Source organism: Streptomyces sp. NBC_01591 (assembly GCF_035918155.1).
Lineage (GTDB): Bacteria > Actinomycetota > Actinomycetes > Streptomycetales > Streptomycetaceae > Streptomyces.
Window position 1 is genome coordinate 448,309 of record NZ_CP109328.1, and the last position, 20,259, is coordinate 468,567.

Consider the following 20,259-nt stretch of genomic DNA (forward strand, 5'->3'; position numbering starts at 1 on the left):
GGGGCACGCGAGCCCGGCCTGATCCAAACGAGAGGCCCTGGGGCCGGACAGGCCCTGGGACCGCACCTCACCACCCGTACGACTCAGGAGGCACAGCCCACCATGCGAGCCACGACCGGAACCCAACCCCGCATCGGCGTCTGGATGATCGGCGCACGAGGCTCGGTCGCCACGGCCGCGACCGCAGGCGCCGCCGCGATCGTCGCGGGCAGTGCCTCCTCCGACGGATGCGTCACGGACCTTCCCCCGTTCCGTGACGCATCTCTCCCGGCCCTCGCCGACCTCGTGTTCGGCGGACACGACGTCGTCTCCGTCCCGCTGACGGCGAGGGCCGGGCAACTCGCCCGGGCGGGCGTCCTGCCCGCCGCACTCATCGACGGTGTGCACGGCGCCCTGGTGGCCGCCGACCGCGAGATCCGCGACGGCTCGCAGCGGCCCGACGAGCCGCAGGCCGCGGCCGCCGCGCGCTTCGCGGCCGACATCGTCTCCTTCCGCGAACGGCACGCCCTGGAACAGGTCGTCGTCGTCAACGTCTCCTCCACCGAGCCCCTGCCCGACCCCGACCCGGCGTTCCTCGACCTCACGGAGCTCGACGAGGTCCTCGCCACCAGCACCGACCTGCTGCCGCCCAGCTCGCTGTACGCCTACGCCGCCTTCCGCGCGGGCTGCGCCTACGTCAACTTCACCCCGTCCGCGGGCGCTTCGCTGCCCGCCCTGGAGCAGCTCGCCCGCGCCTGCGGCGTCCCGCACGCCGGGCGCGACGGCAAGACCGGCGAGACCCTCGTCAAGAGCGCCCTCGCCCCGATGTTCACCCAGCGTGCCCTGCGCCTGCGCTCCTGGTCCGGCACGAACCTGCTCGGCGGCGGCGACGGCGCCACCCTCCAGGACCCCGAGGCCGCTCGCAGCAAGACCGAGTCCAAGCAGCGCAGCCTGGAGGAGACCGTCGGCCACCCGGTCCAGGGCCAGGTCCACATCGACAACGTCCCCGAGATGGGGGAGTGGAAGACCGCCTGGGACCACATCTCCTTCGAGGGCTTCCTCGGCATCCGGATGTCCATGCAGTTCACCTGGCAGGGCTGCGACTCCGCCCTCGCCGCCCCGCTCGTCCTCGACCTCGTACGGCTGGCCGCCCACGGCCGCCGCCGCGGCGACATCGGGGCGCTCACCGCACTCGGCTTCTTCTTCAAGGACCCGGCCGGCTCCCGCGAGCACAACCTCACCCTCCAGTACGAGGCCCTGACCGCGTGGGCGAACGCCCCGGTCCCGGCCGCGATGGGCGCCCCGCGATGAACCCCACCCTGCGCACCTACGCGGAACTGGTCCGGGCCCCGGCCGCGATCACGGTACCCGGCGACGTCGTCGCCGGGGCCCTCGCGGCGGGCCGCCCCGGAATCCGCCGCACCACCGGCCTCGCCGCGTCCTCCGTCGCCCTGTACTGGGCGGGCATGGCCCTCAACGACTGGGCGGACCGTGCCGAGGACGCCGTCGAACGCCCCGAGCGCCCGATCCCGTCGGGCCGCCTCAGCCCGGGCGCCGCCCTCGCCACCGCCGTCGGCCTCACGGGCGCGGGCCTCGGCCTCGCCGCCCTCGCCGGCGGCCGCCGCACCCTCCTGCGCCGCACCCTGCCGCTGGCCACCGCCGTCTGGGCGTACGACCTCGGCCTCAAGTCGACCCCGCTCGGCCCGGCCGCCATGGCCGCCGCCCGCGCCCTGGACGTCCTGCACGGCACCGGCCCCGGCCGCGCGGCCCCCGCCCTCCCGGCCGCCGCCGCCGTGGCCGCGCACACCTTCGCGGTGACCCGCCTCAGCCGCCACGAGGTCGACGGCGCGCCCACGAGCGAGCCGAAGCTGTCCCTGGCGACGACGACGGCGATCACCGGTGCGGGCGCGGCCCACCTGCTGGCCGGTGCGGGTGCCGGGTCCGTCTCCGCCGTCGTCGCCGACCGGCCCGGGGGCCGGCCACCCACCGTCGCCCGGCTGTTCTCCGCGGCGGCGGGCGGCGCCCACCTCGGCCGGCCCGCCGCGGGAGCCGTGGCCGGGCTGCTCGCCGCCGCCGGGCGCGCCGGGACACCTGGACCCTCGACTTCCGCCGCCCGCAGGCCCGTCGACGCGCTGACGACGGGCGCGGCCCTCGCCACCTACGCGGGCACCTGTGCCCGGGCCCAGACCGCCGTCGTCCGCGACCCCTCGGCCCCACGCGTCCGCGCCGCCGTCGGCGCGGGCATCCACGCCCTGCTGCCCCTCCAGGCCGCCCTGGTGGCCCGCGCCGGGGCGCCCCTGCTCGCCCTGCCGCTCGTCGCCGCCCTGCCCCTGGTGGGCCGGCTCGCCCGGAAGGTGTCCTCGACATGAGCCACATCCCGGGCCCCCCGGCCCCCGCCCCGCGCTTCGCGTACGGTACGAACGGCTTCGCCGACCACCGGCTGCCCGACGCGCTGCGCGTCCTCGCCGACCTCGGCTACCAGGGCGTCTCCCTCACCCTGGACCACCAGCACCTCGACCCCTACGCCCACGACCTGCCCCGGCGGATCGCCGAGACCCGGCGCGCCCTCGACGCCACCGGCCTCGCCGTCGTCGTCGAGACCGGCGCCCGCTACCTGCTCGACCCCTGGCGCAAGCACCGCCCCACCCTGCTGTCCGCCGATCCCGAGGGCCGCGACCTGCGCCTCGGACTGCTGCGCCGCGCCATCGGCATCGCCGCCGAACTCGACGCCGAGGCCGTCCACTTCTGGAGTGGCACCCCGGACGAGGACACCACCCCCGAACAGGCCTGGCAGCGGCTCGTCGACGGCTGCGCCGAGACCGTCGCGCACGCCGAAGCCACCGGAATCGACCTCGCCTTCGAACCCGAGCCCGGCATGCTCGTCGCCGACCTCGCCGGCTATCGCAGGCTCCACCGCGAGCTCGGCCGGCCCGACCGCTTCCGCCTCACCCTCGACATCGGCCACTGCCGTTGCCTCGAACCCCACAGCGTCACCCGCTGCGTCGAACTCGCCGCCGACAGCCTCGCCCACGTCCAGATCGAGGACATGCGACGCGGCGTCCACGAGCACCTGCCGTTCGGCGACGGCGAGATCGACTTCCCGCCGGTGCTGCATGCCCTGGGCGCCGCCGGGTACCAGGGGCTGGTCTCCGTGGAACTGCCCCGGCACAGCCACGCCGCGACCGCCACCGCCCGCCACAGCATCGAGTTCCTGCGCACCGCAGTCCTGTCGAAGGAGGCCGAACCGGTATGACAGCACCGACGATCGCGGTGGCACCGACCACCGTGCACGACACACTCACCCTGCGCACCCTCACGGAGGGACTGGGGTCGGCTCTCGGCCACGAGCACCGTACCCGCCTCGCCCAGGACCTCGCGGCCGTCGGTGAACAGGGCCCCCGTGCCCTCGACAGCCGTTTCCCCGCCGCCGGCCGCGTGTACGGCCGGGGCCGGCTGCCCGGCTGGGCCGGTTGGACCGTCGAGGACGGCGTGCGCACCAAGCTGCTCGTCCAACTCTCCCTGGGCGGCGTCGAGTTGGCGCGGGAGGTCACCGAGCGCTACCGGCACGGCGACGCGGCGGAGCGGCGCGGCGTTCTGTGCGCCCTGCCTTTCCTGCCCCTCGGGCCGCACGCCGTCCACCTCACCGACGACGCGCTGCGCACCAACGACAACCGGCTCATCGCCGCCGCGCTCGGCCCCTACGCGCGGGCCCACCTCGACCAGTACCGCTGGCGCCAGGCCGTTCTCAAGTGCCTGTTCACCGGGATCCCGCTGGCCAAGGTGGCCGGCCTGGACGAACGGCGGGACGCCGAACTCGCCCGCATGGCCGTCGGGTTCGCGACCGAACGCCGCGCGGCCGGCCGTACCGTGCCCGCCGACCTGTGGCTGGTCGCCACGCACGAGAGCTAGTGCCCCTCCCGGCAAGCTATGCCCCGTCGCGTCGTCCAGCACGCACGCTCGCCGCGTTGGCCAAAAGCCCTGGTAGCTCCGCTGCCAGAACTTCCGGCCGCCTTGCGATCGCATGCACCGGACGACGCTCCTTCCGGGCAGACATTGCCGGTCACGGCACCGGCCCCGCACCCGGCCCCGCACGCGGAAGCCGGGCCACACCCCGACGGAGAATGGCCATGCGCATATTCGACCCACACATCCACATGACGTCCCGGACCACCGACGACTACCGGGCCATGTACGACGCAGGCGTACGCGCACTGGTGGAACCGGCCTTCTGGCTCGGCCAGCCGCGTACCCATCCGGCCAGCTTCGCCGACTACTTCGACGCCCTGCTCGGCTGGGAGCCCTACCGTGCCGCCCAGTTCGGCATCCGCCACCACTGCACCATCGGCCTCAACCCCAAGGAGGCCAACGACCCGCGCTGCACCCCCGTGCTCGACCTGCTGCCGCGCTACCTCGCCAAGGACTCAGTCGTAGCGGTCGGGGAGATCGGCTACGACACCATGACCGACGCGGAGGAGCACGCGTTCGCCGCGCAGCTCGGCCTCGCCGTCGAGTTCGGGCTGCCCGCACTGGTCCACACCCCGCACCGCGACAAGGCGGGCGGCACCGCACGCTCCCTGGCCGTCATCGAGGAGTCCGGTATCGATCCCGGCTTCGTCGTCCTCGACCACCTCAACGAGGTCACCGTCACCGAGGTGGTCAAGACCGGCTGCTGGATGGGGTTCTCCATCTACCCGGACACCAAGATGACCCCGCAGCGGATGGTCGACATCCTCAAGAGGTACGGAACCGAGCACATGCTCGTGAACTCGGCGGCGGACTGGGGACACAGCGATCCCCTGCTCACGAGGATTACGGCCGAAGCCATGCTCGACGCAGGTTTCGACGAGGATGATGTCGACCGCGTCATGTGGCGCAACCCGCTCGCGTTCTACGGGCAGTCGGGCAGGCTTGATCTGGACGGTTACAACGATGTGCAGGCCGCGGGGCTGTACGCCGGAAACTCGATCGCCCGCGGCGGCAGCTGAGGTCGATACATCATGCGTCTGATCCACTCGGACTCCACCACCATCCACCTCGCCTACTGCACCAACGTGCATCCGGCGGAGACCCTCGACGGGATCACGGCCCAGCTCACCGATCACGCGGAGCAGGTACGCCAACACCTCGGCACCGACCTGGTCGGCCTCGGCCTCTGGCTTCCCGCCGATGTCGCCCACCACCTCGCCGACAACCCGGCCGACACCGAAGCGCTGCGCCGGGCCCTGACCGTCCGCGGCCTGGAGACCGTCACCCTCAACGGCTTCCCCTACCGGGGCTTCCACACGCCCGTCGTCAAGCGCGGCGTGTACTTCCCCGACTGGTCCGAGCCGTCCCGCCTGAACTACACGCTCAACCTCGCCAAGGTGCTCGCCGGACTGCTGCCCGATGACGCCGCCCGCGGCTCCATATCCACCCTGCCCCTGGCCTGGCGCACCCCCTGGACCGGCGTGCAGCGCTCCGCCGCCGCCCGGCAGCTCGACGACCTGGCCGCCGGACTCAAGCGGATCGAGGCCGAGACGGGCCGCACCATCCGCGTCGGCCTGGAACCCGAGCCGGGCTGCGTCGCCGAGACCACCGCCCAGGCCGTCGAGGCCGTCGCCGGCGCCGACCACGACTGGATCGGTCTGTGCCTGGACGCCTGCCACCTCGCCGTCCAGCACGAGGACCCGCAGAGCGCCGTCGACGCCCTCGTCGCCGAAGGCGTGCCCATCGTCAAGCTCCAGGCGTCCTCCGCGCTCGTCGCCGACACACCCGCCGAGGCCGAGTCCCGCGAGGCGCTGCGCCCCTTCGCCGAACCCCGTTTCCTGCACCAGGTCCGCGAACAGCACCCCGACGGGACCCTGCGCGGCTCCGACGACCTCGCCCCCGCCCTCGCGGGCGCCCTCCCCGGCGACAAGCCCTGGCGCATCCACTACCACGTACCACTGCACGACCAGCCCGAGCCGCCGCTGCGCAACACCAGCGACTCCCTCCAGGAGATCCTGCTGGCGGCGTTCGGCGGGGAGCGCGCCCTCACCGACCACGTCGAGGTCGAGACGTACACCTGGGACGTCCTGCCCGCCGGGCTCCGGCCCACCGGTCCCGCCGGGATCGCCGCCGGTATCGCCACCGAACTGGAGTGGACCCACGACGAGTTGATCCGTCTCGGCCTCACCGAACAGGCGGGAGCCACCCCATGACGAACCGTCGCGTGGCCGTCCTGTGCACCGTCGGCCTCACCCCCCGCCTCCTCGGCGAGATGCCCCATGTCGCGGCCATCGGCCAGGAGGGCTTCACCGCCCGCCTCGACACCGTATTCCCCGCGGTCACCGCCACCGTCCAGGCCACCCTCACCACCGGCCTGCTGCCCCGCGACCACGGGGCCGTCGCCAATGGCTGGTACCACCGCGACCACGGCGAGGTCATGATGTGGCGCCAGCACAACGCACTCGTCCAGGGCGAGAAGGTGTGGCAGACCGCCCGGCGGCAGGACCCCGACCACACCACCGCCTACCTGTGCTGGTGGTGGGCCATGGGTGCGGACGTCGACACCGTCCTGACCCCGCGACCCGTCTACCACTACGACGGCCGCAAGTCTCCCGACTGCTACACCAAACCAGCCGGACTGCGCGATGAACTCACCGCCCGCCAGGGCGAGTTCCCTCTCTTCCAGTACTGGGGGCCGACCGCCTCCATCGCCTCCACCCGGTGGATCGCCGGCGCCGCCCGCCACGTCGCCGACACCCGCCGCCCCGACCTGTCGTTCATCTACGTACCCCACCTCGACTACGACCTCCAGCGGTACGGGCCCGACAGCCCGCAGGCCGTGCGCGCCGCCCGCGAGGCCGACGCCGCGCTCGCGCCGCTCCTCGGTGACCTGCGCGACCGCGGCACCACCGTCGTGGCTCTCAGCGAGTACGGCATCAGCCCCGTCTCCCGGCCCGTCGACATCAACCGCGCGCTGCGCCGTGCGGGACTCCTCTCCGTCTACAGCCAGCGCGGCATGGAGTACCTGGACCCGTGCACCTCCCGCGCGTTCGCCGTGGCCGACCACCAGGCCGCCCACGTGTACGTCGCCGATCCCACCGACATCCCGCACGTCCGCGACGTCCTGAAGCACACCGAGGGCGTCGACGAGATCTGGGACCGCACCGAACAGGCCGCGTACGGCATCGACCACCCCAACGCGGGCGAACTGGTCGCCGTCGCCGAGCCGGACGCCTGGTTCACGTACTACTACTGGCTCGACGACACCCGCGCCCCCGACTTCGCGCGCGGCGTCGAGATCCACCGCAAGCCGGGCTACGACCCGGCCGAACTCTTCTTCGACCCCGCCGATCCGGCGGTGAAGGCGAAGGCAGCACTCACACTGTTGCGCAAGAAGGCCGGGATGCGCGCACCGCTCACCGTGGTGCCGCTCGACCCGGCCCATGTCAGAGGCAGCCACGGACGGCTGCCCCAGGACCACCGGGACGGGCCGCTGCTGCTGTGCTCCGACCCGGGGCAGGAACGGGACCGCTACCACGCCACCGAGGTGAAGGACTTGCTCCTGCGCCTCAACGGACTGGCCTGAGACCGGCCGTATCGAAAGGATCGAGAGGAGGCCAGATGACACCTCGGCGGAACACCGCGATCAGCGAGGTGCGCATACCACGATCGGCGCTCGAAGCGGTCAGCCGGATGCAGGAGTCGGGCGAGGTCCACGTGTGGTGGTGGCCGCTCGGCGCACGGACCGACCCGGCGGACTACGCCCTGCTCGACGAGGTGGAGCGGGGCCGGGCCCAACGCTTCCACTCCGAGGCGGACGCGGCCGCGTTCACCGCCACCCGGGCCGGCGCCCGGCGGGCCGTGGCCGGGTTGCTGGGCGTCGAACCGGGGGAGGTCGGCTTCGGCCGGCGGATCTGCCCCGGGTGCGGCGACCCGGAGCACGGCCCGCCAGCCGTGGCCGACCCGCCGGTCCCGCTGGCGGTCAGCCTGTCCCGTACGGCGGGGGCCGGAGCCCTCGCGGTACGGGCGGGCGACTGGGTGGGCGTCGACGTGGAAGCCCTCCGGCCGGTCGAACCGGCCGGCCTGGCCGAGGTGGTCCTCACCGCCTCGGAGGGCGCACACGTCCTCGCCATGCCCCCGGGCGCGGCCAGGGACGCCGCCTTCCACCGGGCCTGGACCCGCAAGGAGGCGGTGGTGAAGGCCGTGGGCCTCGGCCTGCTGGGCATGGAGCTCAACACGCTGGACGTCAGTCCGGCGCAGGACGGACCCGTGCGGGTGGTGCACCGCTACCGCGGTGAGGAAACGCGCTGGCAGGTCACGGACGTCGACTTCGGCGACCGCTGGGCGGCCTCGCTGGCCCGCCCGGAGACCAGCCTCCTGGGCCCCGTCCACATTCACGCCCCGGCCTGACCCAGGGCTTCGCGCCGCAAGACCCCGGTTCTTGCGGCGCGAAGTCATGCCCGGACGGCGCCCGTGCACCGCACGCCCACCCACCACCCGGAGAACCGATGGCCCTCACCCACCACCCCACACCGACACCCACACCCGCCACCGCACCTGCTCCCCCCAGCCGCCGGAACGGCCCCCCGCACACCCCTCTCCCCGGCCCCCTCCCGCTCCTCACCGCGACGCTCCTCACCACCGCACTCATCACCACCGCAGCCCTCGCCGGAGGCCCGCTGCGGTCATGGCTGGACGCCATGGCCGGGGTCGTCGCCCTGGTCGCACTCTCGGGCTCCGTGCTCCTCGGCCTCACCACGGTCTTCCGCGACCTCCTCGCCCCCCACCACCGCCGTTACGCCCAGCACCTGCACCGCGCGGCCGGACTCCTCGGTATCGGCTTCCTGGTCCTGCACATCACCGTGAAGATCGCGGGCCACCGGATCGGCCCCGGCGACGCCCTCCTCACCCGGGGCCTGCCCACCACGGCCGCCGACTTCTGGCTCGCCCTGGGCACCCTGGCCTGCTACCTCTTCCTGCTGGCCGCCGCCACGGGAGTCTGGCGCGGTGCCTTCGCGACCCGCCGCTGGATCCGCCCCTTCCGTGTCCTGCACGGCGCGTCGTACGCCGGCTGGGGCGCCGCCGTGGTCCACGGCCTCACCGCGGGCCGGACGCCGGCCCCCTGGGTGGTCGCCTCGTACGCGGTCTGCCTGGCCGCCGCCGTCGCGGCCCAGGTGCAGCGCCGCAGGCGCGTCCTGGCCCAGCGGCGAGCACAGGGGCAATCACCCCAGAAAGTACCGAAGTAGATCGCATATAGAAGTACGGGCCACGATCGGACCGATGCCATATACGCTCGAAAACAATCCCCCTAAGACCCGGAACCCCACTACGGAGAGGACAGGTCGCAACATGGTGACCGAGACGAGCCGCCCTTCCCTCGACAACGGCTACAACACGGTCAACCGGGGGCACGCCCTTCGTCTGGCCGACGTGACCAAGGTGTACGGCAAGAACGGCCGCGGCGTCCGCGCCCTCGACGGGGTGTCCGTGGGGATCGAGCGTGGCTCCTTCACCGCGGTGATGGGCCCCTCGGGCTCCGGCAAGTCGACATTCCTGCACTGCGCGGCCGGCCTCGACAAGCCGACCACGGGCCAGTCCTACATCGGCGACACCCAGCTCAACGACATGAACGAGACCCAGCTGACGAAGCTGCGCCGCCAGCGCATCGGCTTCGTCTTCCAGGCGTTCAACCTCATCCCGTCCCTGTCGGTCCGTCAGAACGTCGAGCTGCCGCTGCGCCTCGCGGGCGAGAGCCTCGACAAGAACTGGCTCGACGAGATCCTCGGACGCGTCGGCCTGGGCGGCCGTGCCGCCCACCGGCCCGCCGAACTCTCCGGCGGCCAGCAGCAGCGCGTGGCCATCGCGCGCGCCCTCATCACCCGGCCCGACGTCATCTTCGGCGACGAGCCGACCGGCGCCCTCGACACCGTGACCGCCAAGGAGATCCTCTCCCTGCTGCGCGCCTGCGTGAACGAGACCGGCCAGACCGTCGTCATGGTCACCCACGACCCGGTCGCCGCCTCGTACGCCGACACCGTCCTCTTCCTGGCCGACGGCAAGATCGCCGGACAGATGGAGGCCCCGACCGCCGACCTCGTCGCCGAGCGCATGACGCACCTGGGAGCGTGGGCCTGATGCTGCGCTACGCACTGCAGACGCTCAAGGCCAGGAAGGGCGGCTTCATCGGCGCCTTCCTCGCCTTATTCTGCGCCGCCGCGCTGGTCACCGCCTGCGGCATCCTCCTGGAGACCGGTCTGCGCGGCACCATCGCCACCGAGCGCTACGCCGCCGCCCCGGTCATCGTCGGCGCCGACCAGAACGTCCACCAGACCACCATCAAGAAGAAGAAGGGCAAGGTAAAGGAGAAGCACAAGGCGAAGCCGCTCGCCGAGCGGGTCTGGCTGCCCGCGGGGACCACCGAGACCCTCGCCGGTCTGCCCGGTGTGCGCAAGGCGGTGCCCGAGACCAACTTCCCGGCGTACGCGGTCGGCCCCCAGGGCCAGATCGTGCCGGGCATCGACGGCAAGCCGTCCTTCGGCCACGCCTGGTCGTCCGCCGAGCTGACCCCGTTCGAACTGACCGACGGCAAGGCACCCGCGGGCGCCACCGAGGTCGTCCTCGACCAGGAACTCGCGGCCCGTACCGGCCTCAAGACCGGCAGCAGCCTCGTCATCCAGTCGACCGGTGCCCCGACGACGTACAAGGTCAGCGGCATCGCCGCGGCGAAGGGCGGCGACCTGCACCAGCAGACGTCGCTGTTCTTCTCCGACGAGACGGCCCGGAACCTGTCCGGGCGGGCCGGCCAGGTCACGACCGTCGGCCTGCTGCCCAAGCCCGGCGTCTCCGCGAGCGAGCTCGCGGACCAGGCCGAGAAGGCCCTCGCCGGCGACGGCCGCAAGTACGCCGTCGCCACCGGTGGCGAGCGCGGCCCCATCGAGTTCCTCGACGCGGGCAAGGCCCGGGTCAAGCTCGTCTCCATGGGCGGCGCCATGGGCGGTACGTCGCTGCTCGTCGCGATCCTCGTCGTCGTCGGCACGTTCGCACTCTCCATCCAGCAGCGCTACCGCGAACTCGCCCTGCTGCGCGCCATCGCCGCGACCCCCAAGCAGGTCCGTCAGCTGATCGGCCGCGAGGCCCTGATCATCGGCGGCCTCGCGGGCGGCCTCGGCTCGGTCGTGGGTCTGCCCATCGCGTACTGGCTGCACAGCAAGTTCATCGACTTCAAGGCCATCCCCGACACCCTCGAACTCACCTTCAGCTTCGTGCCGTTCACCGCCGCCGTCGGCGCTGCCCTGCTCGGGGCGTGGGTCGCGGCCCGCATCTCCGCGCGCCGCACCGCCCGCATCCGCCCGGCCGAGGCCCTGTCCGAGGCGTCCATGGAACAGCGCCACTTCGCGTGGGGACGGCTCGGCGTGGGGATGCTCGTCCTGGCCCTCGGTATCGGTGTGGTCGTCCTGCTGGGCTTCCTGCGCACCGAGCCGGCCTCGCAGCCCGTCACGTTCCTGTCCGTCGTGGTCCTCGCCGTCGCGGTCTCGCTGCTCGGCCCGGTCATCGCACGCATCGCCGTCGCGATCCTCGGGATCCCGCTGAAGTTCTCGCGCGTCGGCGGCCACCTCGCGACCGCCAACGCCCGCGCCAACGCCAAGCGGATGGCCGCGGCGGTCACCCCACTGGTCCTGCTCATCGGCATGGCATGCACGGTCCTGTTCGTGCAGACCACCATGGGCGACGCCGCCTCGGCCCAGGCCAAGGCGGGCAACAAGGCGGACTGGGTGGTCGCCTCGAACGGCCCCGGCGTCCCCGCCGAAGCGACGGACGCACTGCGCACCGTACCGGGTGTCACCCAGGTCACCGAGATCGTCCGGACCCAGGTCCGCGTCGGCCTCGACAAGTACCCGGCGCAGGGCATCTCCGCGCAGGGCCTCACCACGAACTGGGACCCGGACGTCTCCCGGGGCAGCCTCAAGGGCTTCGGGGACAAGAGCATCGCGATGAGCGACGTGTCCGCCGACCACCTCGGCAAGAAGCCCGGGGACACGCTCAAGGTGACGCTCGGCGACGGCACCGTGGCCCGGCTGAAGGTCGCCGCCGTCTACGAACGGGGCCTGGGATTCGGCGACCTGACCATGTCGCACGCCCTGGTCTCCCAGCACGTCGACAACCCGCTCGCCTCCTCCGTCCTCGTCAAGACCGCCGGCGACGGCAAGGCGGGCCGTGAGCAGCTGACCGGCGCACTCAAGCGCTTCCCGGGCATCGGCGTCCTCGACCGCACCCAGGTCGACGACGTCCAGGCCGATGTCCAGCAGTCCAACGCCGAGGTCAACTACCTCGCGATGGGCCTGATCATCGCGTTCACCGCGATCGCCGTGGTCAACACCCTGGCCATGTCGGTATCGGACCGCACCCGCGAGTTCGCCCTGCTGCGGCTCGTCGGCACGACCCGCCGCCAGGTGATGTCGATGCTCAGGATCGAGTCCGCGCTGATCGTCCTGGTCGCCGCGGTGCTCGGCACGGCCATCTCGCTCGCGGTGCTCACCGCCTTCAGCGTCGGGATGACGGGCGCCGCCCAGCCGTCCATCGACCTGCCGATGTTCCTCGGGGTCCTCGGCTTCGCCGCGGTGCTCACCGCGGTGGCGACGCTGATCCCCGGCCGCTTCGCACTCGGCGGCCGCCCGGCGGACGTCATCAGCGCCCGCCAGTAGCCGGGCGCACCGCACCAACACCCCAGGGGTGTACGGGAGTTCTGCTCTCGTGCACCCCACGGTGCTGCGCGCGGGGCGGCGCACACGAACGGCCGAGGGGCCGGCCCCCGGTGCGGGGGCCGGCCCCTCGGCCTGCCGGTCGGATACGCATGTCGGATACGGGCGTCGCGTGCGCCGCCCCGCTCAGCCGAGGACCGCGCCGTCGCCCGCCCGGTCCACCCGGCTGCGCCGGTGGTCCAGGTGCGCGTACACCCGGTGCAGCCAGCGGTCCGCACCGTCGTAGGACGGAGTGAACGACGTACGGCCGTGCACCGCGAGGCGATTGTCGACGACGGCGAGGTCACCGACGCGCAGCGACAGCGCCGACATCGTCTCCATGAACGCGTCCCGCAGCTCCGCCATGGCCTGCCGGGCCTCGTCGTCCAGCGGGTGCGTGGCGGAGAAGTCCACCAGCACATTGGGGTCCTCCGGGTCACCGTTCAGCACCGCGTGGGCGGGCGTCACGCTGTTCAGGACGCCGAAGGACGGCGGCGGCTCGGTCAGGAACCGCGGCTCGGACAGCACCGCCCGCGTCTTCGGGGAGATTCGGGGAAGCGCCCGGCGGATGGACGACGTGCACAGCTTCGCGTCGCCCGTCGGGTCCTCCCGCACACACAGCAGACCGACGAAGTCGGGGCGATTGTCATGGAATGCGTTCTCGATGTGGAGTTCCAGCAGAACGGAACCCGCATTGCTCTGGGAGGCCTCACTCCCCGGCACGGGTACGACATTCTGCACGAGCGCGCCGGTCTTTTCGTTGCGGAATGCTATGACCTCTCCGAGGTGGAGCATCGCGGTGGTGATGACGGAAGCGGCGACCGTGGGAACGCGCTCCACCGACCCCTTCACGGCCGGAGTCGGACGCAGCGGGTCGTCCGCCACCACCGGCAGGTTGCGCAGCAGCAGGACCCCGTCGGGGCCCGCGTCGTGCCGGAACGCGCGCAGCGCGGTGAGGAGTCTGCGCGGGAGCTGCACGGAGGCGTGACGCGCGGCGTCCAGCCAGCGGAGATCGTCGATCCTGCCGTCCGCGATCCCCTTCGTGGTCAGCTGCTCGGCGACGGCGACGAGTGCGTTCTGCTCGGCCTCGGTCAGTTCCACGACGGTGCCGGCCGCTGCTGTCGAAAGCGGTACGGAAAGCGTATGGGTCTCGTACATATGAATATTCCTCGGGTCGTTCGGAAATTACCGACCCAGTCTCCGAGGAAGTGCTATCGCGACCCTACGGGGAATTCACGCACAGGCATATATAGACGACCCGTAGCCGCCAGGCGGACGATCGCACCGTGGCATTTCTGTCCGCACGGTCAGCCGGGCGGAAGAACACAGGGGCCACGAGAAACCGAGAGAGGTCGACAAGGACCGTGAGGGAATGGAGGCAGTCCATGGCGTTCGTACCCGGAACACCGAAGAGCACCGGGACCCGGCAGCCGTCCCGGGCAGCGCCCGGGGTGCCGGAACTCGCCGGTGAGGCCCATGTCTGGTGGTGGCAGCCGCCGCAGCGGGTCGTCCCCGAGGACCTCGCCCTGCTCGGCACCGACGAGTTCCGCCGTGCGCTCAGCCTGCTGGCCGAGCGGGACGTGGCCGCCTTCGTGCACACGAGGGCCGGGGCGCGCCGCGCCCTGTCCGAACTACTGCTCGTGGCACCGGAGTCCATCGAACTGGGCAGGCGCCAGTGCCCCGGCTGCGGGGACTTCGGGCACGGTCCTCCGGTGATCGAGCACCCCGAGGTGCCGTGGGCGATCAGCCTGTCCCGCACCGCCGGGTGCGGTGTCCTCGCGATCGGTGACGGGCCCGCCATCGGCGTCGACGTCGAGGTGGTGCGTCCCATGCGCCAGGCCTCGCTGTACGACTCGGTGCTGACCGACAACGAACGCGCCCATCTGGTGTCGCTGCCGCCCGGACCGACGCGTGACGCGGGGTTCCACCGCGTCTGGACGCGCAAGGAGGCCGTCGTGAAGGCGGCCGGACTGGGGCTGGTGGGCACCGCGCTGAACCGGTTGGAGACCTGGCCGGCCCGACACGGACCGGTCCGCGTCCTGCACACGCACTCCGGCCGCACCACCGTCTGGTCGGTGCAGGACCTGCGGCTCAGCGACCGGGTCGCCGCCGCCATCGCCCGCCCGCCCGGCGGTTCCGTCCTCGGGCCCGTTCACATCCACTCCGCACCCGGCCCGATCGAGGAGGCCGATGTGCCCCACACCGAAGGAAGTTGACCGTCATGACGATGCATCCCCTGGAGACGGCCCCGGCCCCCGGGACCGGCCGTGCCGACGAACCCACCAGTCGCGACCGGTGCGCCGACGCCCTCGTGGAACTCGCCGACGGCCTCGGGGAACTCGACGACACCGAACTGACCGGATACTTCGCCGAGCTCGCCGCCGCCGTCGAGCAGGCCGACCCGGGGCCCGCCGCACGCGGTGGCTGGGAGGAGCGCGAGCGGGTCCGGGTCTCCGTCTGGGTCCGCACCGCCTACGAGCACCCCTTGTCCGCTGCCGTGTTCGGCCGTCCCGGCGGCAGGGCCGACCACGAGGTGCGGGCCGCCCAGGCCGCCGAGCTCGGTTTCCGCATCGACGTCGGCAGGGGCCGCGCCATTCCGGCCAAACCCTCCGCCGAGGTCCGGGCCGCCGCCGCGGTCGCCGCGATGTGGGCGGTCACCGCGGCCGCCTTCGGCCCCGCCGCCCGCCCGCCCCGTGAACGCGTCGTCGCCGACGCGTGGACCGTGGTTCGCGAGACCATCGCTCCCGCGCTCGTCCCCGAGATCCCGACCTACACCTGGAGCCGCGGGACGTGGTGACGCCACGGACGACGTGGTTTCCAAGGACGGCAACGACGCAGACGCAGACGGCTTCCCCCCGGCCACCGCGGTCACCCGACCGCGGTGGCGCCGTCGTGCGCGGCCGGCTCCGCCGGGTCCAGCGACGCCGCGTACAGGAGGACCAGTTCATGGCACCGGTACAGCGGCAGCCCCTTCGGGTCGAGCCCCGAGAGGTCGAGCAGCGCGGTGTCCACCAGCGATTCCAGCAGCCGCTCGGCCTCGTCCTCCGACACCGCGAGGCGCATCGAGGCGTCCCGGGCCGAGAACGGCTCCGTCCCGGCACCGGACAGCGCGGTGAGCGCGAGCGGGCCCTCGGCGGCCACGCGCCGCAGCGACGGCAGCAGGGCCCGGCGCACATCCAGGTCACCGAAGGACAGCTCGGCGAGCCGGTCCGCCGGGTCCGCGAGCCGGTCGGCCAACCGGCCGGCCGACCACAGCGGCCGTGCCGCGAGGCGGGCCCCCACCACAGCGAGCGCCAACGGCAGCCCTCCGCAGTACGCGACCAGGTCGTCGGCGGCATCCGGGTCGTCCGTCAGCCGCTCCTCGCCGGCCGCCGTCGCCAGCATCTCCAGGGACTCGTCGTCGTCCAGCGGCGCGAGGGCCACGGTGTCCGCCCCGGCCACCCGGGCCAGCCGGGCCCGGCTGGTGATCAGTACGGCGGCCTGCGGGCTCGCGGGCAGCAGCGGCGCCACCTGGAGATCACCGGCCGCGTCGTCGAGGACGACGAGGAGCCGCTTGCCGGAGGTCCGTGCACGGTAGAGGCGGACCAGTTCGTCGCGGTCGGTGGCCCGCGGGGAGTCCCCGTCGAGACCGGGCTCTCCGAGTGCGCGCAGCAGCCGTACCAGCACCTCACTGGCGTCCTTGGGCGCACCGTCGGGGTGGCACAGCTCGACGAAGAGCTGACCGTCGGGGAAATGACCGGAGCTCTCCTCGGCGGCCCGCACGGCGAGCGCCGTCTTGCCCACCCCCGCCATCCCGGTCACCAGCAGGCGCCGGGGCCGATTCGTACTGGTCGCCAACCGCGTGGTCAGCAGGGACAGTTCGGCGGACCGTCCGACGAACTCGGCCTCCACGGCCGGAAGCATGGTGGGAACATCGGACCGCCCCCGCGCGGCCCCTGCTTCCTGCAACCCCAACTCCCCGCCCAGCACGGCCTGGTACGTCGCCCCGAGCGCCTCACCCGGGTCCACGCCCAGCTGGTCGACCAGCACCTTGCGTCCCTCGTAGTACGTCTGGAGAGCGTCGGCCTGCCGGCCGCACCGGTACAGCGCGGTCATCAGCTGGGCACGCAGCCGCTCCCGTACGGGATGCTCGGCGACAAGACCGGTCAGTTCGGCCGTCACCTGCTCGTGCATGCCCAGCGCGAGATCCGCCTCGATGCGGTTCTCCAGCGCGAACATCCGCGCCTCCTCCAGCTGCGGCAGCTCGGCCTCCAGCAGGAACTCGGTCGCGTTCGACAGGGCCGGGCCGCGCCACCAGCCGAGCGCCTCGGTCAGCAGGGCCTGCGCGTCGGCGTAGCGCCGCTCCCGCAGGGCCTCGCGGCCGAGCCGGTCGAGCCGTTCGAACTCGACGACGTCGATGCGGGCTCCGGGAGCCCGCAGGACGTACCCGGGCTGGCGCCGCACGATCTCGACCTCGCCGCCGAGGAGCTTGCGAAGTCGCGACATGTACGTGTAAATCTGCGCGCTCGCGGTGACCGGCGGGTCCCAGCCCCACAGCAGCGCGCCGAGCCGGGAGTCGGAGACCACTCGCCCCTGTGCGAGCAGCATCGCGGCGAGGACCGTGTGCACCTTGGAACCGGACAACGCGATCCAGTCCCCGTCACGCCGGGCCTCCACCGGCCCGAGAATCCGGAAGTCCATGCGGCAAACCCCTTTCAGGTATGAGCCTCCTGCATGAACTCCGAAGTTAGGCGGGGCCCTTATCCATGGGTTATCGCCGACGGGCGGGCGCCGATACCGGCCAGGAGACGGGCGATGTCCACGGAGCCGGATCGTCGTGGGCGGCAGGAAGATGACCCCTGGAAACCGCCGAGGGAGGGGAAGGACCCTTGAGTCCTTCCCCTCCCTCGCGGACTTCCGTTCCTGACCCGGCGGATCAGGAACGCGCGGCGGCTGCCGGACCGCCGCGGGCCGTTCAGACCTGGAGCCCCGTGGCCTTCACGTCCTCGACCTTGCGGACCTTGATCTCCATGCGATTCACCTCCTCGTAGCCGAACCTCATCCCCCGCGCCGGCGGTGCACCGGGCAGGGGCGGACTGTGACCCGCGGATCAGGCTCTCGCCGTGAGCCGCCGTGCGTACTCACGGGCCGAGAGAGCCGCGGGCAGAATGAAGGGGGTCAGATACACGGCGGTGCACAGCAGCGCCCACCAGAACCGGCCGTCGGCCGGACCGTCACCGAGGCGGTCGGCGGCCCAGCCCAGCACCTCCCATGCGAAGGGCGCCAGGAAGACGCCTGCCCAGGCCAGTGTCACGACGGCCCCGAGGAACCGCACCCAACGGAACCAGCGCCCGGCCCGCACATCGGCCGGATGCGCGTCGGCCAGCTCGGCGGTCCCGGCGGCGTCCAGCCGATGGACGGCGCGCCGGAGCATCAGGGTCGAGACCCGCCACAGATTGCGGCAGCCCAGCGCGTTGACCAGCACCGCGTAGAGGTCGGTGCGCAGGAAGACCATGCACTGCCAGAGCATCGCGGTGAGCTTCACGTAGATCCACGTGGCGAGGACCGCGTCGAGCAGGCCCGGCGCCGACCACACGCCGGTGTCGATCAGCAACCGCACCGCCAGCGGCACGGCGAGCAGCACCGCGTCGAGGGCGAGGCCGGCCAGCAGCGGTCCGTAGCGCTTGCGTTTCGGCACGGTCCACAGCTGGGTCAAATCGGTCTCGAAGACCAGCAGGAACACCATGCGCCGGTCCACGCCGAACCTGGCCCGCAGCCCGAGGGACCGGGCCGCGGCCCAGTGCCCCAACTCGTGGATCGCCGTGGCGACCGTGGCGAGCGGGACGAGGATCAGGCTGCCCAGACCGATGTCGTCCACGACGAACGCATCGGTGGACGGGTCCGGGAAGAGGCCCGGCCTGAACACGAACGCGGCAAGCGCGAACACCGCGCACGCGGCGTAGCAGCTCCAGGCCACCCGTCCGAAGAAGGGCTGCACGGTTTCCTGGCGGACGCTGCTGAGCCACCGCTTGCCCTGGATGGGTGCCGAGCGGACCGGTTCGCTCTGCTGCCCCTCGTCGAGGAAGCCGAGCCCGCGCAGGGTGTCGACGAAGGACGGCACATCGACGGGCTGGCCGGCGAACTCCTCGGCCACGGCCGCGGCTTCGGCGGTCGTCGCGCCGCGCCGCAGTGCCTCGATGACCACGCCGCCGACTTTCGGGATGGTGACGAACAGCCCGGTCTCGGGGTCGCCCACCAGGACTTCGTCCTCGCCCTCGGGCACCATGCTCAGCGGCCTCAGCCGCACGGTCGCCCGTTCGGGCCCGGTGACCTCGGTCATGCCGCGGCCGCCCGCACCGGAGCCAGCGCGCACACCGGGCAGTCGGGGACATCGGGGAACGGCACCCGGCTGCCCGCGAGACCGTTGCGCAGGTCGAGGCGGATACGGGCACCGGCGGCCAGCGGCTCCTGGAACCCGGTCAGGTAGCGCAGGCTCTCCAGCGCGATCAGCGAGCCGACCTGCATGGCCACCGGGCCGATGAGCGGGTTGGTCGTCCGCATGCCGTACACGATGTCCTCCGCGGCCGCGGAGGCGGTGCCCTCCGCCGGCCGCTGCGAGAACTCGCACGCGAGGCAGGGGCTCACACCGGGGTTCACCGAGATGTACGAGAGCAGTGTGCGGGTCGCGCCACCGGCGACCATCGGCACGCCGGCCCGGACGGCGGCCTCGTTCACCCACAGACCGGCGTCGGGATGGCCGTCCAGGCCGCCCGCTATCAGATCGATGCCATCGGTGACGTCGGCGAGGTCCTCGGGACCGGCCACCCAGCGGTCGACGGTGTGCACCTCGATGTCCGGGTCGTACGCCCGCACCCAGGCCTTGGCGCGCTCCACCTTCGAACGGCCGATGTCCTCGTGCCGGTAGAGGAACTGCCGGGCGAAGTTGCGGGACTCGACACGGTCGTGGTCCAGCAGCGTCAGCTCGCCGACGCCGAGACCCGCCAGACACTGCACCAGCGAGGAACCGCCGCCGCCCACTCCGAGCACGAGGACATGCGCGTCGCGCACCCGCTGCAGGAAATCGGTGCGGTGCCGGTCGAGGTCGGCGAAGGTGCCGAAGAACGCGAGGTTGGAGAAGTGCCGCTCGTCCACCGCCGGATCGTCGGTGGACCGGCCCTCGGCGCGCTCGATCAGGCCCAGGCCGGTCAGTCCCTCGATGCCCTTGCCGAGATCCTCCTCGGTCACGTCGACGTCCTGGGCGGCGAGCTCGGCACGCAGTTCGGAGATGCTCCGCGGTCCCTTCCGGAGCACGGAGAGGAGCGCCCCGATCTTTCCCTCGGGGTCCTCCAGAGTGATCGACTCACGGGGATCGAAGACGATGACCAGGTCCTCTCCCACCGCTCGCCAGGAACACTCCTTGAGCGCGACACGCATCGACCCACTCGCTTTCGGCCAGCAACACCGGACGTCCGGGATGTGGCCGCAACCCTGCGGGACGGGGCTGAACTTTCGCTTTGACGACGCTTTTGCTCGTGGCGCGGCACCGTCCGCGTGCTTCGCCTGCCCGACGGGCACTGCCCGACGCGCACTGCCCGAC

General features: G+C 72.5%; 17 protein-coding genes. 13 read left to right on the top strand and 4 right to left on the bottom strand.

Annotated elements, in window-relative coordinates:
• Positions 1 to 102: 102 nt before the first annotated feature.
• From OG978_RS43030 to OG978_RS43080, 11 genes are all read left to right on the top strand, one after another.
• Complete coding sequence (locus OG978_RS43030; RefSeq protein ID WP_326770541.1) at positions 103 to 1,290, top strand: inositol-3-phosphate synthase; 1,188 nt, start codon at positions 103 to 105, stop codon at positions 1,288 to 1,290.
• Positions 1,287 to 2,348: an SCO3242 family prenyltransferase gene (locus OG978_RS43035; RefSeq protein ID WP_326770542.1), complete on the top strand. Its 1,062-nt coding sequence runs from the start codon at positions 1,287 to 1,289 to the stop codon at positions 2,346 to 2,348. The genes OG978_RS43030 and OG978_RS43035 overlap by 4 nt, the downstream gene beginning before the upstream one ends.
• Positions 2,345 to 3,232, top strand: a complete 888-nt coding sequence (locus OG978_RS43040; protein ID WP_326770543.1) for a sugar phosphate isomerase/epimerase family protein — start codon at positions 2,345 to 2,347, stop codon at positions 3,230 to 3,232. The genes OG978_RS43035 and OG978_RS43040 overlap by 4 nt, the downstream gene beginning before the upstream one ends.
• The gene (locus OG978_RS43045; protein WP_326770544.1) at positions 3,229 to 3,888 is read left to right on the top strand and encodes an EboA domain-containing protein; all 660 of its coding nucleotides are present in this window, start codon (positions 3,229 to 3,231) and stop codon (positions 3,886 to 3,888) included. The genes OG978_RS43040 and OG978_RS43045 overlap by 4 nt, the downstream gene beginning before the upstream one ends.
• Before the next feature lie 218 nt (positions 3,889 to 4,106).
• On the top strand, positions 4,107 to 4,964 hold the full coding sequence (locus OG978_RS43050; protein ID WP_326770545.1) for a TatD family hydrolase: 858 nt from the start codon (positions 4,107 to 4,109) through the stop codon (positions 4,962 to 4,964).
• A gap of 12 nt (positions 4,965 to 4,976) precedes the next feature.
• Positions 4,977 to 6,158 (top strand): metabolite traffic protein EboE, encoded by a 1,182-nt coding sequence (gene eboE, locus OG978_RS43055; RefSeq protein ID WP_326770546.1) that lies wholly within the window; start codon positions 4,977 to 4,979, stop codon positions 6,156 to 6,158.
• On the top strand, positions 6,155 to 7,531 hold the full coding sequence (locus OG978_RS43060; protein WP_326770547.1) for a nucleotide pyrophosphatase/phosphodiesterase family protein: 1,377 nt from the start codon (positions 6,155 to 6,157) through the stop codon (positions 7,529 to 7,531). The genes eboE and OG978_RS43060 overlap by 4 nt, the downstream gene beginning before the upstream one ends.
• 35 nt (positions 7,532 to 7,566) lie before the next feature.
• Positions 7,567 to 8,355, top strand: a complete 789-nt coding sequence (locus OG978_RS43065; protein ID WP_326770548.1) for a 4'-phosphopantetheinyl transferase family protein — start codon at positions 7,567 to 7,569, stop codon at positions 8,353 to 8,355.
• 98 nt (positions 8,356 to 8,453) lie between these two features.
• Positions 8,454 to 9,191 carry a hypothetical protein gene (locus tag OG978_RS43070; protein WP_326770549.1) on the top strand — a complete coding sequence of 246 codons (738 nt, stop codon included), beginning with the start codon at positions 8,454 to 8,456 and terminating at the stop codon, positions 9,189 to 9,191.
• 103 nt (positions 9,192 to 9,294) lie between these two features.
• Positions 9,295 to 10,080, top strand: a complete 786-nt coding sequence (locus OG978_RS43075) for an ABC transporter ATP-binding protein (protein WP_326770550.1) — start codon at positions 9,295 to 9,297, stop codon at positions 10,078 to 10,080.
• Positions 10,080 to 12,647: an FtsX-like permease family protein gene (locus OG978_RS43080; RefSeq protein ID WP_326770551.1), complete on the top strand. Its 2,568-nt coding sequence runs from the start codon at positions 10,080 to 10,082 to the stop codon at positions 12,645 to 12,647. Before OG978_RS43075 ends, OG978_RS43080 begins: the two co-directional genes overlap by 1 nt.
• 183 nt (positions 12,648 to 12,830) lie before the next feature.
• Here the strand turns inward: OG978_RS43080 and OG978_RS43085 are convergent, their stop codons facing one another.
• Positions 12,831 to 13,841 (bottom strand): TauD/TfdA family dioxygenase, encoded by a 1,011-nt coding sequence (locus tag OG978_RS43085; RefSeq protein WP_326770552.1) that lies wholly within the window; start codon positions 13,839 to 13,841, stop codon positions 12,831 to 12,833.
• 227 nt (positions 13,842 to 14,068) lie between these two features.
• On the opposite strand from OG978_RS43085, the gene OG978_RS43090 reads away from it, so the two are divergent.
• Entirely contained in the window at positions 14,069 to 14,899 is an 831-nt protein-coding gene (locus OG978_RS43090) for a 4'-phosphopantetheinyl transferase family protein (protein WP_326770553.1), read from the top strand.
• Positions 14,900 to 14,904: 5 nt separating this feature from the next.
• On the top strand, positions 14,905 to 15,480 hold the full coding sequence (locus OG978_RS43095) for a hypothetical protein (protein WP_326770554.1): 576 nt from the start codon (positions 14,905 to 14,907) through the stop codon (positions 15,478 to 15,480).
• A gap of 71 nt (positions 15,481 to 15,551) precedes the next feature.
• On the opposite strand, the gene OG978_RS43100 is transcribed toward OG978_RS43095, so the two are convergent.
• From OG978_RS43100 to OG978_RS43110, 3 genes are all read right to left on the bottom strand, one after another.
• Entirely contained in the window at positions 15,552 to 17,363 is a 1,812-nt protein-coding gene (locus OG978_RS43100; RefSeq protein WP_326770555.1) for an AfsR/SARP family transcriptional regulator, read from the bottom strand.
• A 409-nt stretch (positions 17,364 to 17,772) separates the two neighbouring features.
• A complete protein-coding gene (locus OG978_RS43105; RefSeq protein ID WP_326770556.1) occupies positions 17,773 to 19,002 on the bottom strand; it encodes a hypothetical protein in 1,230 nt (409 codons plus the stop codon).
• Positions 18,999 to 20,096 (bottom strand): HesA/MoeB/ThiF family protein, encoded by a 1,098-nt coding sequence (locus OG978_RS43110; RefSeq protein WP_326770557.1) that lies wholly within the window; start codon positions 20,094 to 20,096, stop codon positions 18,999 to 19,001. The genes OG978_RS43105 and OG978_RS43110 overlap by 4 nt, the downstream gene beginning before the upstream one ends.
• Positions 20,097 to 20,259: the final 163 nt, after the last annotated feature.

Coding starts and splice junctions, on each gene's coding strand:
- OG978_RS43095 (WP_326770554.1), top strand. CDS start 14,905: ATGACGATGCATCCCCTGGAGACGGCCCCGGCCCCCGGGACCGGCCGT.
- OG978_RS43045 (WP_326770544.1), top strand. CDS start 3,229: ATGACAGCACCGACGATCGCGGTGGCACCGACCACCGTGCACGACACA.
- OG978_RS43050 (WP_326770545.1), top strand. CDS start 4,107: ATGCGCATATTCGACCCACACATCCACATGACGTCCCGGACCACCGAC.
- OG978_RS43090 (WP_326770553.1), top strand. CDS start 14,069: ATGGCGTTCGTACCCGGAACACCGAAGAGCACCGGGACCCGGCAGCCG.
- OG978_RS43075 (WP_326770550.1), top strand. CDS start 9,295: ATGGTGACCGAGACGAGCCGCCCTTCCCTCGACAACGGCTACAACACG.
- OG978_RS43080 (WP_326770551.1), top strand. CDS start 10,080: ATGCTGCGCTACGCACTGCAGACGCTCAAGGCCAGGAAGGGCGGCTTC.
- OG978_RS43030 (WP_326770541.1), top strand. CDS start 103: ATGCGAGCCACGACCGGAACCCAACCCCGCATCGGCGTCTGGATGATC.
- OG978_RS43110 (WP_326770557.1), bottom strand. CDS start 20,096: ATGCGTGTCGCGCTCAAGGAGTGTTCCTGGCGAGCGGTGGGAGAGGAC.
- OG978_RS43060 (WP_326770547.1), top strand. CDS start 6,155: ATGACGAACCGTCGCGTGGCCGTCCTGTGCACCGTCGGCCTCACCCCC.
- OG978_RS43035 (WP_326770542.1), top strand. CDS start 1,287: ATGAACCCCACCCTGCGCACCTACGCGGAACTGGTCCGGGCCCCGGCC.
- eboE (WP_326770546.1), top strand. CDS start 4,977: ATGCGTCTGATCCACTCGGACTCCACCACCATCCACCTCGCCTACTGC.
- OG978_RS43065 (WP_326770548.1), top strand. CDS start 7,567: ATGACACCTCGGCGGAACACCGCGATCAGCGAGGTGCGCATACCACGA.
- OG978_RS43040 (WP_326770543.1), top strand. CDS start 2,345: ATGAGCCACATCCCGGGCCCCCCGGCCCCCGCCCCGCGCTTCGCGTAC.
- OG978_RS43100 (WP_326770555.1), bottom strand. CDS start 17,363: ATGGACTTCCGGATTCTCGGGCCGGTGGAGGCCCGGCGTGACGGGGAC.
- OG978_RS43085 (WP_326770552.1), bottom strand. CDS start 13,841: ATGTACGAGACCCATACGCTTTCCGTACCGCTTTCGACAGCAGCGGCC.
- OG978_RS43070 (WP_326770549.1), top strand. CDS start 8,454: ATGGCCCTCACCCACCACCCCACACCGACACCCACACCCGCCACCGCA.
- OG978_RS43105 (WP_326770556.1), bottom strand. CDS start 19,002: ATGACCGAGGTCACCGGGCCCGAACGGGCGACCGTGCGGCTGAGGCCG.